Raw genomic sequence first — 12,807 nt, forward strand, 5'->3', positions numbered from 1 at the left:
GTCACAGATACCCGAGGGTGCGGCACAACGGCCGCAGACCCTCGGGTATCTCGGCGTCCGTGGGCAGCGGCCGGCCGGGCAGAACCCGGCCGGCCCGGATCCGGTCGGTGAAGTCCCCGATGCCGGACAGGAACGGGCCGTGGTCGCGCTTGCCGTACTCGACCATGCCAGCCTCCCACGGCACATCGAGGTACTCGCACAGCTCCCGGCTCACCCGCTCCGGGTGAGCGGTGAAGTCCTCGTACCGGACCGTGAGGCCGGTAAGCGCCCGCCGCGCCTCGCCGAGGTGCGTCAGGAACAGCTCGACGAGCTCCGTTGATTCGGTGGGTGTCGCATGGGGGCGGGCCGCGATCGCGGACTCCACCACGTGTACCGGGTGGCGGAGCAGGAAGATGTAGCGGGCTTCCGGCCAGCACTCGGCAACGCGGCGCCACCGCAACACATTCGTCGGCGTCTTGTCGACCACCAACTGCTTGCCTGAGCGGATCAGCTCCCGGTGCAGCAGCCGGTCCCACAGCAGGTGCTCCAGCTTGCGCTCATCAAGCTGCGCTACCTGCATGGCAAGCCGCGCGAACCGGCTATCCATCCCCACCGTCAAGTCCACCAAGTGCAGCTCGTGAGGAGCATGGATGCGGGAATGAGTGTCGAGCACACAGCGCAGCAGCGTCGACCCGGAACGGATCGAACTCAGAATGAACACCGGTGACGCAACCAGCCGCTCCACCAGAGCCTTCATAGCCGAATCGGCTGCTCTCTATCCAGCCCGAGTATGCGACGCAACTGTCCCGGCGGCGCCGGGTGCTGGCCCAGCACGTCGTGCGCCCGCGCGGTGAGCAAGTCGAGCGCGGGCGCATGCCGGATGACGATCCGGCGGTCCAGCAACGCCCGGAGCACCTCGACGTTGTCGTGCTCGGCTAGGTGCGGGTCGATGTGACCGGTGGCGGCCGCATCGCTTAGGACGTGGTGGAGCAGGTCGCTGCCCAGCGCGGCGTGGCAGACATCGGCGGTGAACAACTCGATCGGGTACTCGAGGTCGGGTTCGTAGCCGAGACGGCGTTGAAGTACCCCGAAATCGGTCTTGACCGTCTCCAGGTCGGCGCTCGCGAGCGGCTTCCTGACTAGAACGAAGCAGTCGAGGTCGCTGGCCGGGCCGGCCCGACCGGAGGCCACCGAGCCGTAGATGAACGCGGCGACCAGGTCACTACCGAGGTGTTCGTCGAGGAAGGAGGCGATCATGTCGGCGTTCATGGCACGTCGCTCCAGCCGGCCGGCCCCGCGACCGTCGGCCGACCTGTGCCGCCGGCGGGTCTGGCGCCGGTGATGTCGGCGAGCATGGCCGGTACAAGGGGCCTCGCAGCGTGCGTGAGGTACTCGACAGCGCGGTCCAGGTCGGCTTGGGTGATCAGCGGGTTTCCGGGACACGCGGCCATGATCGTGTAGCTGATATCCGCGCCGGCCCCGATTCGGTCAGCGAGATCGGCGAGTGTGTGTTCGTCGAAGCAGACCTCACCCGACTGGTACAGCATCGCGTTCAGCCGCGACGTGTACTGGCTGACGACTCGGGCCGCATGACGTCTGCGCTCCGGAGGAAGGGCACGTATCGCCTGCCGGATCGTGGGTGGGCAGAGGACGAACGCGAGGCGGTAGAAGTCGACGTCGTTGAGGGAGATGAACAGCCCGGTCTCGTCGATGCGTCGCTCGAGGTAGCGGACGTGCGCCTGGCGGCTCTCCACCAGATCGCCCAGCCGCCGCACACCGACGTGGCGCAGCAGTGTCCAGGTCGCCAGGCTCTCGAACCCGCGGGAGCCGAGGAACGGTGTGATCAGCCCGAGGTCCCAGCAGTCGTCCGCCATCACGGCCGTCTCATGGCGGCTGAACTGGGTGAGGACCCCGCGCTGCCGAAACAGCACATACGAGGACGGATACGGCGTGAACAGGCCCTTGTGCGGATCGAGCGACACGGAGTCGGCATGTTCGATGCCGGCCAGGTGCCGGCGGCGCAGCCGTTCGCTGAAGATGAGGCTGCCGCCGTGGCAGGCGTCGACATGGAACCAGACACCGTGGCGGCGGCAGATCTCGGCGAGCGTTGCGAGGTCATCCAGGCCGGTGGTGCGACAGTTCCCGGCGACTCCGACGACCATGAACGGAGTCGTCCCGGCCGGCGGATCCGCTAGGGCCGCCTCGACGGCCGCCGGATCCGTCGTGTACCCGGATCGGGCACCGACGTTGACGATGCCGTCCCAGCCCAGACCGAGGTGGAACGCGGCGTCGCTGTGGGAGTAGTGGGCGATCGGACCGGCCATGACGACGGTCGGCCGGGTGCCCATGGCCGGCAGACCGTGCCGCCGTACCTCCGGGAACCGCCGGCCAAGCGCCACCAGTATCGCGAGGTGGTTGGACAGGTGCCCGCCCGTCGCCCACAGGCCGGCGACGTCCTTGACCCCGCGCAGGTCCGTCAACGGCGCGGACTCGTAGCCCACCAGGTCACGGAGCCACTCGATGACCTGGATCTCGACGAAGGTCGCCGCGGGCGCGCTGCGGTCGACCGCGATCAGGTTCTGGTTGAGCAGCCGCCCGAGCAGACCGCCGGCCATCGCCGCGATGGCATTGCCCGAATCCGGGAAGGCGAGATATCTCGGGTGGGACTGCGACACCGAGTACGGCACGATCTTGGCTTCCAGATCCGCCAGGACCGCGTCCAGGTCGGAGCCTTCCGACGGCAGCGGCCGGTCGAGCAAGGAGGCCAGATCTGTCGGTGAACGGTACCGCAGGTAAGGCTCACCGTCGTCAGCGCGGTGGACGAAGTCCAAGCCGATGCGGGTGGCAGCAGCCAGGGACTCCTCGTGCCCCTTCCGCGCCGCGCCGCTTCCGACGAGGTAAGTGTCCAGCAACTCGCGATCGAGCCCGCCGATCGCGGTCCCGGCGCTGTACAACAGCTCGTCGACGAGCCGGCCCGGATCGGTGGTGAGGCGCTGGTACCAGTGCTCGGCCTCCATCCGGTGGGCCGCAAGGCGCTCTACGCCAATAGCGTCGAGAGCCTCCACGAGTGCGGCGGTCCTGGGGGCGGACGGGTCAGGCATGCCGCTGGCGTGTCGGCGAAGGCTGCGGCAGATGTCGGCTTCCATGGCGGCCTCGAACGCCTCCAGACAGGCGACGAGCTGTGCGGGCTCAGCGACCGCGGTCAGGTGGCGGAACAGCCGTACTTCCAGCTCGACCGGGATGAAGTCGCCCCAGAAGTGGCCCAGCTCATGCCCGTGCAGGACGCCACTGTCCCGATCGCGGGTCGGACGGGTGTGCCGGCCTTCGAGTGCGACGCTGGCCTCCAGCAGCTCTCTGCGTTGGCGCCAGGTCACCATGTCGACGCCGAGCAGCGCCCGTTCGAAGTCGTCCGCAGGCATCGGGTAGTCGTCCGGCACGTCGGGCCCGCCGTCGACAGGTGCGAAGAGCCGCACGGTCTCCTCTGCGGTGAGGCAGTCGGCGAAGAAGACCCGGTGCCACAGTAGACACTCCGCGGCCCGCGCCGGATCCTGGCTGGCGTCGACGGACTCCTCGAAATCGATGAGCACGACCTGACCACCACGCAGGAACATGTTCCGGGGCGCGAAGCCCTGCCACACGAGACCCTGGTCGGTCATCGCTGCTCTCAGCGCGGCGAGCGATTCCACGAGCGCCGAGCGTTGAGTGGCGTCGAGGTCCCGCGAGCGCAATCGGTCCTCCAACGTGCGACCAAGGTTGGGCGCGAAGACCCACGGGTCGCCGTCGGGCACGTCGACCACCGCGTACTCGTCGTGCGCCTTGATACTGAGCGGGGCGGCTCGCGACGCGGCGGACAACGCCGGCTTGATCCGGCTCTGGTGCCGGGACCGCGCCGCGACCGACTCGGCCGGCCACCTCAGCGCGACCAGTTCGTGGCTGGCGGCGCGAACCAGATGCGCCTGCCGGGACGGGTGGATGGGGACGGCGGTCTGCTCCAGGCGCGGCTGAGCCTCGACGAACCTGGTGACGTCCGGATGGCGCGCGACGAGGTCCCGGACCAGGCTGACAACCGGTCCGGCACCACCGACCGCCGGATTGCTGCCACCCTGGGTTTCCTGTGCTGGCGGGCGAGGCGTTCCAGCAAGCAGCGCCACCGCGGCGCCCGGGTCGTGCACGGCTGTGGCGAGTGCCGCCTCGACCGTCTTGGGCGGGGCGTCCCGTTCGAGCTGAGCCAGTACGACCGCGTACCGGTCGGCGAACCGCCAGGACAGCGCGCCCGCCGACGACAATGTCGCCCGCCATGCCGATACCCGACCCGCCCGCTGCGTGGCGGCATCGGCTGCCGCCGAGGTTGTCGCGGTCACGCCGGTACTCCCGCCGGTCGATACCGCTGCTCCAACTCGGCCAGGATCTCGGCCTTCACGTCCGGCTCCTGGGTGTGGTACATCGAGCCGGCTGCGACCTTGCGGTCACAGTGGAACACGTCCAGCGGCCATGCCTCGGGAAACGCGATCTGCCGGCCTCCTGTCGTGCCGACGTGGGACACAAGGTCTTCCCAGTTGTAACTCAGGTCCGGGCGGTCGATGAACACGTCCAGATCCCACGCCCCGAACCGTTCTGCAACGGGGACGAAGCGCGCCACGTCGTACGCGATGAAATGCGCCGACAACCGGTTGACCGACCGCACCCCAGATTCGACCGCTGGACCTTCGTCGGCCAGCTTCCACGACCACTGGTCGTAGTCGTTCACCTTGGACAGCACCGGAACCTGCGGATGCCGCTCGAACAACTCCCGACATTCGGTCAAGACGTCGAACGATCGCTCGGACCGGTACATGACCACGTCTCCCTCGATGACGATCAGATACGGTGCCCGCGGTGTGAAGAAGCGACGGTGGCCGTTGTTCGAGGGATCTCCGCTCGCCACATGCCGGTGGCGCCGACGAAGTTGCAGCTCGTCGACGCCCCACGCATCCAGCAGTGCCGGAAGCTGTTCGGCGACGTCTTGGGGAGTCCCGTCAGCTCGTAGGACCACCTCGAACGATTGGGACGTCCCGTTGGTCAGCGCTTCGAGGCACCGCGGCAGCGTCGTCTTGAGAAGGTCGAGATCGGAGTGGAACAGGAAGGCGATCCGGAACATCGGACCGGATGGCCCGTCCTGCGGCTCAATTGATCGCGCGCTGTCCATCAGCCTCTTCCACGGTCTACATCGGCGTGTAGCGACAACTCGGTCAAGCGAACGAGCGTAGCGGCACCTTCCTCTCCGCGCTTCCCGCATTACCCGCAGTCACCTCCGCTCAGCCCGAGGGCGCTGCTGCGTGCAGGCTGGCCGGCGCTTATGGTGCCGCGGGTTCATAACGGACGGCGATTGGCAGGTGATCTGATGCGCTGCGGGCTTGCCCGTTGTCGATGACGACGCATTCGCGGACGGCGTCGAGCATGCGGCGGGTGGCGAGGACGCCGTCGATGGGCCTGGCGCCGTTGCTCTCCGTGGGCCAGTGCCCGGTCGTGATCGGCCGCGAGTGTCCAAGTACGACGGCGGCGTCGTGCAGGCCGCCGTCGGCGAGGATGCGAGCGGCGGCCCGGTTGGCTACCGCGAGGTCTGCTCCCTCGCCTGTGTCCCACCAGGGCTGCGGCCACGCCAGCTCCCGCCCCTCACGGTCCCGGAAGTAGTACGGGTTGTTCCAGTCCCCACCCACCAACCCCGGCCCGGTGGTCATCGCGCCCACCAGGTGGGTGGCCTCGTCGGGGCGGCACAGGCCACCGGCGCGGGGCGGTGCGTGATAGCAGGCATGCCGGACCCGGTGCCCGTCGCCGACGTTCAACTCGACGCAGATCAGTGCGTGCCACCAGCCAGCACCGGAGTACACGCGCATGCTGCCGGGGGTGGCCCAGATGCCAGGTCGCCACATCAGCCCGACGGCGAGGTCGTCGTGCCCGCCGGGTGCGGCGGCGACCGGCCCGTTGAGATCCTGACCGACACGGCACGCCATCCCGGTGGCGTCGGCGAGCCGCAGTATTGCAGCCTGGGCGCGCTGCTCGCTGTGCCCCGGCAGCTCCTGGACCGCGACCACGTCCGGTTTGGCGTCCCGGATTACCGCCTCGACCAGCCGGTGCCGGGTCAGCTCGTCGGCGGTGCGGTGGCGGTCGTAATCCCGCGTGTTGTACGTCATAAACGTGATCACGGCGCTATCCCCGTCCGCGCCCGTGCGACCCGGTCCTGGTGGTGAGCCGTAGCCACATGCGGCCGGGCGGTCCGTCCGGCGACTGGGTTGTCGCCTGCGGCGAGGCGGGGAGCCCTTGATGCCCGCGTCATGCCAGCTCCTTGGCGCGCGTCTCGACGAGGGTCAGGGACTCGGACGGGCTCAACGCGTCGGCCGTCAGCCGTTCGTGTAGATGGTCGTATTGCTGGGCCAGCGTTGCCTCGATGACGAGGTGGCCGCCGAGGTGCGGGACGATGGTGACGGGCGGGTGTCCCTGGGACATTCGCAGCGCGACAAAGGGGCCATCGATACCCGCGGCTTGGCTTGCTTGCGTGGGCAGGATCCGGATCTCGATGTTCCGGTCCGGGCGGTCGGTGAGGTGCCGTAGGTGGTCGAGCTGGGCGGCGAGAATCTCGACTCCGCCAGCCGGGCGGTGCAGCACCTGCTCGTCGAGGATGGCGCATAACCTGGGCGGTGGACTGCCCACGAGGATGTCCTGTAAGCGCATCCGCTGATGCACCTGCGCCTCAATGCTGCTGTCGTCGGCGTCCGGGGCTGCGGACCGCAGCGAGGCGTAGGTGTAGTCGTTGGTTTGCAGCAGGTCTGGGATGGTGAGGGCGGCGTAGGGGCAGATCTGCTCGGCCTGTGCGTAGATCCAGTCCAGCGGCGGCTGGTGCCGGATCGAGCTATCGCGGGGCGTCGGGTGCGCGTCGGAAATTGGGTCCAGGTGCCACTGGTGGATCTGCCACGCTCGGCAGGCCAACTGGAGCAGATCGTCGCGGGTGGTCTGGTCGTAGATCCCGTACACATCCAAGAGCGGCTCGACGTACTGGTCCCGACGGAACGGCCATTCGGCGCGTTCGAGGCGGGCCAGCGTGGAGAACTCGATGCCGATCTCGGCGGCCACGTCCTTGAGGGTGAGGCCGCGCTCTTCCCGGATCTGGCGCATGCAGTGGCCAAGCCATCGTGCACGGAGCGTACGGATGAACCGCGGTCGTGATGTTGGCATTGTCGCCGTTGCCTTCCGGGCGGGTTGCGGGTGCGATATCGGTCTGGGTGAGGTCATTGGGGTGGGCCGGAGGGTGAACACGGTGCGGGTTTATGTCGGCGGCCCTGCCCATTCGGGAGGCCAAACGGGCGGGGTCGCCTACCGTCGTTCGCCCTCCGGCCCTTGTCCGCTCCAGCGACTGGGGGGTGTCGGCTGGGCGGGGCCTGCGGGAGCGGCGGCTATCGGGTCGGTTGCCGCCACATCGACCACATCGGAGGTCCGCTCTCGGGCAGGAAGAACGGTGCCTGCGGCAGGGCGTAGCCGTGGCGGGCGTACAGGTCTCGGGCGCCGGAGGAGGTGGCGACCAGGTAGGCGGGTAGACCGGCGGCGTCGAGTTGCTGGCTGCGGTGGGACAGCAGGGCGCTGCCCAAGCCGGTGCATTGCGAGTCTGGGTGTACGCCGAGCCAGGCCAGGTAGTGGTGCGGCTGCTGCGGGTGATGTTGAGCGAACGTGTCGTCCAGCAGCCGGAACCGAGCCGCGTGTTCGCCGCACGCGGTGGTGCGGAGCCTGTCGTATTCGGCCAGGTCCGGCGGGGTGTAGGCGTGGTCGAACCAGACCGCGGCGGCGTCCAGATTGTCGGTGACCTCGATGTAGCCGTGGGCGAGGGTGTAGCCGACCAGCGCTGTGCAGAAGCGCTGGTACACCTGATGGCGCTCGTCCCGGTCCGGGACCAGCCACCGCCCGTCCGGGGTGTCGAGGAACGCCTCCACCAGCATGCTGGTGATGCGGTCGGTGTCGGCGGCGGTGGCCAGGCGGATCGTCACGACCTGTTCGTGGTGGGTCATCGCGGGCTCGCCTTCGTGAACGCGGGGTCGAGGGTCAGGTCGGGTTGGGCGACGCCGGTAGGGCTGAGACGGATGGCGGCGGTGGAACTGTCGGCGCCCAAGCCGATGGCGGCGTACACGCTGCGCCGGGCGGTGCGCAGGATGAGCGCCCACCCGACGCCGAGGACCGCGGCGGTGGCGTAGGCGGCGGGGAACGCCCACCGCACCGGCGAGGAGTTCGGGATGTTGAGCAGTTCCGCGAACTCGGCCACGGTGACCACGAGGGTCGCGGTGAGGATGAGTGCGGCGAGGATCGGGGCGATCAGCCGCCGCAACACCGGCTCGCCGTGCCGGTGGCGGGCGAAGAAGCCGACCACGGCGATCGACGTCGCCGCCATCAGGATGAGGATGCCGAGCCCGCCGCCGATCCCACCCCAGAAGAACAGGTGGGTAATCGGATCCCACCCGGCCGCCGCATAAAGGATCAACACGGCCACGGCGGTGACGGACTGCAGGAAGGAGCCGAGTTTCGGGGCGCCGGTGCGGCGGCTGGTGCGTCCCAGCCGGCCGGGCAGTACTTGTTCGCGGCCGAGCGCGAACAGGTAGCGGGAGACGGTGTTGTGAAAGGCCAGCAGCGCCGCGAACAGGGAGGTCAGGAACAGCAGGTGCCCGACGTCGATGACTGCGGCGGGGACGTGTGGGGCGGCGAGGTTGAAGAACAGCTCCGTGCCCTGCTCTTGGGCGGCTTGCACGATCCGGTCGGGGCCGGTGGCGACGGTCATCGCCCAGGCGGACAGGCCGTACAGCACGCCGATGATGCCGATGGCCAGGTAGGTAGCCCTGGGCACCGTCCGCTGTGGATCCCTGGCCTCCTCGGAGAACACGGCGGTCATCTCGAACCCGGCGAACCCGGCGATCCCTCCGACGAGCAGCGCCACCGCCCCAGCCGACAGCAGCAGGCCAGGTGCGAGCGCGGCGAAGCTGACCTGCCCGTCCGCCGGGTGGGTCAGCAGGACGACATCGAACACGACTGCGACGGCGATCTCTGCCACCAGCAGCACGCCCAGGACGTAGCCGTTGAGGTCGACCCGCCGCACACCCAAAACCGCGACCAGCAGCCACGCCGCGAGGGCGCACACCCACCAGGCCACCTGCCAGCCGCACGTCGCCTCCAGCACGGCGGCGGCCACGACACCGAAGGCCCCATAGATCGAGATCTGCATGGCGTTGTACGCGACCACCGCGACGAACGCGGCTCCCACCCCCGGTATCCGGCCGAGGCCGTGGGCGACGTACGTATAAAACGCGCCGGCGTTGACGACCCGGCGGGACATGGCGATATAGCCGACCGCGAACACCGCCAGGATCACCGCGACCGCCAGATAGGCGACCGCGATTCCGATGAACTCGGTCACCGCGAACCCGGTCGTCGCCGAACCCGCCACCACGGTGAGCGGGGCGGCGGCGGCCATCACGAAGAACACCACCGCCGGCACACCAAGTCGGTTACGGGCCAAAGCGGTGGACACGTTACTGACCCGGCGTGGTCGCACAGGATCGGTCAGGACCATAGAGGACTCCAGCGAAGGCAGGCGGTAAAGGGGTGCAGGGTCAGGTGTGGTGGGCGACCAGCGCGTTGCCGACCGCAGCCCGGGTGTGCGCGAGCAATTCGGCGGCGGGCGCGGCCACCGTGCTGAGCAGATGCCGCAGATAGCCGCGCGCCCAATCACGGTGATCCGCGTCCCGGATCAGGTACTCGTCCAACCCGGTCGCCTCAGCCAGCCCGGCCAGGAACACGTCGTGCTCGTCCAGCGGGGTCCGCTGCCGCAACCCCATCGCCAGACGCACGACCGGCCATGCCGCGGTCTTCATGTCCACCGGCACGTACGTCGTGGACCAGGTCACGAACAGGAACCGGGACGCCTTCCTGCGCGCGTGCCCCTCCCGGACCAGCCGAGTCGCCACCTGCTCGTAGCCGTCGTCGGACAGGAACGTCAGCCAGGTCCGCACCGTGTGCCGGGTCCGCTCCGCCACAATCTGGTCGAAGATGCCATGGGCGACCGCATCCGCCGGTGGCACGGCTGGATGTGCGACATGCACGAGGCTGTCAGTGATGCGGATCCGACCCGCGTACAACAACTCACCGAGCAACGCCGCGGCCAACCCCCAACCCGCCGCCTGCGCGTGAACGCGAAGCTCGCCGGACGTGTCGTCGTGGGCGAGCCGGAAGAAGTCGTCAGCCAACATCGCGCCCACCCACGTCCACACCGGACAGAACCGAGTCAGCCGCGCCGGCGCCCTTGACGGCGACGCCAGCCCAGCCGGGAATCCGCGCCGCCCTCTCCACCTCGGCCGGACCATCCAGCTCACCGGGCTCAGGACGCCAGAACGCCACGCCGCACACGCCCGGCTCGACCACCTCACCCCAGACGTCGAGCAACTCCGTCACCTGCTGGCGGGACCGCAACGTCAATGGAGCCGTCCGCTCGCTGTACTCCCGCACCGCCCGTACCTGCTCCGGCGTCATCGCGCTGGGGGCCGATGCGTGGGAGATCACCAGCCACGAGCCGTCCGGGACCGAGTCCCGCAGCCGGGCCAGGATCGAGGTCGGGTCGTCCGAATTGGACACGAAGTGCAGCACCGCGCCCAGGATGACGGCGATTGGCTGGGTCCAATCCAGTAACGCCGCCAGCTCCGGATGCCCCACGACCGTGTCGGGGTCTCGCAGGTCGCCGACAACCGCAACCACCCGGTTGTGCTCCTCAAGGAGCTGGCGGGCGTGCGCCACCGCTACCGGGTCGATGTCCACGTACCCGATGCGGGTCCGCGAGTCGACTCGCCACGCGATCTCATGGAGGCTGCCCCTGGTCGCGGGTAGCCCGCAGCCGATGTCGAGGATCTGGCGCGCGCCTGCATCGAGGGCGTACCGAACCGCGCGGCCCAGGAACGCGCGATTGGCTCGTGCCCAGTACCTGGCCTCAGGCTCGGCGGCAAGCAGATCGGCGGCCATGGCCCGGTCCGGAGCGAACGTATGTGCGTCGCCAAGTAGCGCCGCGTATACCCGCGACGGGACGGGCTCCTGGATTCCGTCGCAGCCGGGTACAACGCTTTCCGGCCAGGTCATGACCGAACCACCGCAGCCGACCAGCGCGACGCGGCGTCCTTGCGCGCCGATAGCTGGAGTTGGATGTCCACCGCTGCCTCCCCGAGTATTCGGGGTCCGGCAGCCCACCTCCGGTGGGGGCAATGGTGATGAGCCGCCGGACCAGTCCTAGCGGGCGCAGCGCTACAGCCCAGGGCAGACCTCATTCGAGGCTGCCGACGGGAACAGTTCCGCACCCCTGGCCGATGCGGGGACAGTCATGCGGCCGGGTGCGACACCTGGAAAGGATGTCCGCGCATGACCGTTGCACCGGCCAGCGACCGGCGAACGTTGCGTGCCGATCTGAGAACGGACCGTAGGGCTACTTCCGGCAGCGGACAGGTACGGTTCCTACCCCCTACCCCAGAAGGCCGACCTTCACCGCGAGATCGTTCGCCTCCCGGCGCAGCGACGGCGGCCCCTCCAACAGCTCGGCTGTGATCTTCCGGGCATAGCCGTTGTAACGGATTGTCTCCGGCGCCGTCTCGTACGCCTCACGCAGCGTGCCCACCGTCGCCTGATGGTCGCGCTTGAGGTAATGACCACGAGCGACCTCGATCAAATGACGGGCACGACGCGGCCGGGACGGGATCAACGCCGCAGGAGTACGGTCCGCGGTCTGCAATGCGCTGCCGCCCTTGCGCAGCTCCACCTCGACGGTCACCGCATGCGCCCCCATGATCACCCGGCTGAACGACGTCCAGCGCTGATAGAAGCCCTCCGGAAGCCGACGCGATACCGCATCCGCGGCATCCCAGTACCGCCAAGCACGGCCGGCCTCACCGGCGCGGGCCGCGGTGTATGCAGCCTCGAACTGCAAGGCGCCGTACAGGGCCAACAGCTCGTCATCCGCGTCTTCCAACTGAGGCTCCACCGCGGTCAGAGCATCCAGGTTGACGGCCATCGCGGTGTCCCAGTCACCCGCGTCACGGTGCGCCTGCGCCGCGAACCACACCGCCCCCGCCAGCGCCGCCGGATCACCTGACTCCTGCGCCGCCAGAACAGCCCTGTCGACCACCCGCCAGAGCAGGTCCGCCGCCCCCGACTGGTAGGCCAGGAACATCTGAGTGAGGCCGAGCGTCTCCGCGAGCACTGCGTGTGCCCGGTTCTGGGCATCCCCCTGGTAGGCGCGCGTCGCGACCTGCGCATCCCGGATCAGATCCGGCAGCAACGCGCCGACAACGGTGCGATGATCCGGCGCGGCATGCCGGGCACGCCACGCCGTGGCCAGCCGAGCCCGAATATGTTCGAGCGGTTGAGGCTCCTCGCTCACCGACATCGGCCAGCGATTCAGCGCCTCCCGCACCGCTGGCAGGCCCGCGTGCCCAGGCCCCGACACCAGATCGGCGTGGCCGTGATCCTCTTCCGTCAACTCGCGCACGTTGACCTTCAGCGCGCGGGCGATCTGGGTCAGCATCGGCAGCCGCGGCGGCAGGATCCGACCTGTCTCGACCGCCTTCACCCACTCGGCCGAGCGACCGACCAGGCCACCGAGCACAGCCCTGGTCTTCCCAGCGCGTTCCCGGTACAGCTTGATCCGCTGCCCCGTGGTCAGGTTCGGCGTGTCGTCATGGGCCTGCATCGGAGCCTCCTGGCGAGGTCAACGGTGGCATCTACGACCGTACGTGCAGGAAATCATGCCCGCCAGCCAGCCGCCCCAGGGCAATCACCCGC

Annotated in this window: 11 protein-coding genes; all 11 read right to left on the minus strand. The window is 69.0% G+C overall.

Features of this window, described 5'->3' with window-relative positions:
- Position 1: 1 nt before the first annotated feature.
- Complete coding sequence (locus tag Prum_RS18435; protein ID WP_173077670.1) at positions 2 to 736, minus strand: sulfotransferase family protein; 735 nt, start codon at positions 734 to 736, stop codon at positions 2 to 4.
- On the minus strand, positions 733 to 1,248 hold the full coding sequence (locus tag Prum_RS18440; RefSeq protein WP_173077671.1) for a nucleotidyltransferase domain-containing protein: 516 nt from the start codon (positions 1,246 to 1,248) through the stop codon (positions 733 to 735). The genes Prum_RS18435 and Prum_RS18440 overlap by 4 nt, the downstream gene beginning before the upstream one ends.
- Positions 1,245 to 4,340, minus strand: a complete 3,096-nt coding sequence (locus Prum_RS18445; RefSeq protein ID WP_173077672.1) for a pyridoxal-dependent decarboxylase — start codon at positions 4,338 to 4,340, stop codon at positions 1,245 to 1,247. Before Prum_RS18445 ends, Prum_RS18440 begins: the two co-directional genes overlap by 4 nt.
- Entirely contained in the window at positions 4,337 to 5,164 is an 828-nt protein-coding gene (locus Prum_RS18450; protein WP_246277967.1) for a hypothetical protein, read from the minus strand. The genes Prum_RS18445 and Prum_RS18450 overlap by 4 nt, the downstream gene beginning before the upstream one ends.
- A gap of 148 nt (positions 5,165 to 5,312) precedes the next feature.
- The gene (locus Prum_RS18455) at positions 5,313 to 6,161 is read right to left on the minus strand and encodes an endonuclease/exonuclease/phosphatase family protein (RefSeq protein WP_173077673.1); all 849 of its coding nucleotides are present in this window, start codon (positions 6,159 to 6,161) and stop codon (positions 5,313 to 5,315) included.
- 127 nt (positions 6,162 to 6,288) lie between these two features.
- On the minus strand, positions 6,289 to 7,245 hold the full coding sequence (locus tag Prum_RS18460) for a helix-turn-helix domain-containing protein (RefSeq protein WP_308785359.1): 957 nt from the start codon (positions 7,243 to 7,245) through the stop codon (positions 6,289 to 6,291).
- A 161-nt stretch (positions 7,246 to 7,406) separates the two neighbouring features.
- Positions 7,407 to 8,012, minus strand: coding sequence for a GNAT family N-acetyltransferase (locus tag Prum_RS18465; RefSeq protein ID WP_173077675.1), 606 nt, complete (start codon positions 8,010 to 8,012; stop codon positions 7,407 to 7,409).
- Positions 8,009 to 9,562 (minus strand): APC family permease, encoded by a 1,554-nt coding sequence (locus Prum_RS18470; RefSeq protein ID WP_173077676.1) that lies wholly within the window; start codon positions 9,560 to 9,562, stop codon positions 8,009 to 8,011. The genes Prum_RS18465 and Prum_RS18470 overlap by 4 nt, the downstream gene beginning before the upstream one ends.
- 40 nt (positions 9,563 to 9,602) lie before the next feature.
- Positions 9,603 to 10,238, minus strand: a complete 636-nt coding sequence (locus Prum_RS18475) for a GOLPH3/VPS74 family protein (protein ID WP_173077677.1) — start codon at positions 10,236 to 10,238, stop codon at positions 9,603 to 9,605.
- Entirely contained in the window at positions 10,228 to 11,115 is an 888-nt protein-coding gene (locus Prum_RS18480) for an SAM-dependent methyltransferase (RefSeq protein ID WP_173077678.1), read from the minus strand. Before Prum_RS18480 ends, Prum_RS18475 begins: the two co-directional genes overlap by 11 nt.
- Before the next feature lie 376 nt (positions 11,116 to 11,491).
- Entirely contained in the window at positions 11,492 to 12,715 is a 1,224-nt protein-coding gene (locus Prum_RS18485; protein WP_173077679.1) for a helix-turn-helix domain-containing protein, read from the minus strand.
- Positions 12,716 to 12,807: the final 92 nt, after the last annotated feature.

Source organism: Phytohabitans rumicis (assembly GCF_011764445.1).
Classification (GTDB): Bacteria; Actinomycetota; Actinomycetes; order Mycobacteriales; family Micromonosporaceae; genus Phytohabitans; species Phytohabitans rumicis.

What these genes read in the sequence shown, in the direction of transcription:
- Prum_RS18435 (WP_173077670.1), bottom strand. Translation starts at nt 736, where the DNA reads ATGAAGGCTCTGGTGGAGCGGCTGGTTGCGTCACCGGTGTTCATTCTG.
- Prum_RS18440 (WP_173077671.1), bottom strand. Translation starts at nt 1,248, where the DNA reads ATGAACGCCGACATGATCGCCTCCTTCCTCGACGAACACCTCGGTAGT.
- Prum_RS18450 (WP_246277967.1), bottom strand. Translation starts at nt 5,164, where the DNA reads ATGGACAGCGCGCGATCAATTGAGCCGCAGGACGGGCCATCCGGTCCG.
- Prum_RS18460 (WP_308785359.1), bottom strand. Translation starts at nt 7,245, where the DNA reads ATGACCTCACCCAGACCGATATCGCACCCGCAACCCGCCCGGAAGGCA.
- Prum_RS18465 (WP_173077675.1), bottom strand. Translation starts at nt 8,012, where the DNA reads ATGACCCACCACGAACAGGTCGTGACGATCCGCCTGGCCACCGCCGCC.
- Prum_RS18470 (WP_173077676.1), bottom strand. Translation starts at nt 9,562, where the DNA reads ATGGTCCTGACCGATCCTGTGCGACCACGCCGGGTCAGTAACGTGTCC.
- Prum_RS18475 (WP_173077677.1), bottom strand. Translation starts at nt 10,238, where the DNA reads ATGTTGGCTGACGACTTCTTCCGGCTCGCCCACGACGACACGTCCGGC.
- Prum_RS18480 (WP_173077678.1), bottom strand. Translation starts at nt 11,115, where the DNA reads ATGACCTGGCCGGAAAGCGTTGTACCCGGCTGCGACGGAATCCAGGAG.
- Prum_RS18485 (WP_173077679.1), bottom strand. Translation starts at nt 12,715, where the DNA reads ATGCAGGCCCATGACGACACGCCGAACCTGACCACGGGGCAGCGGATC.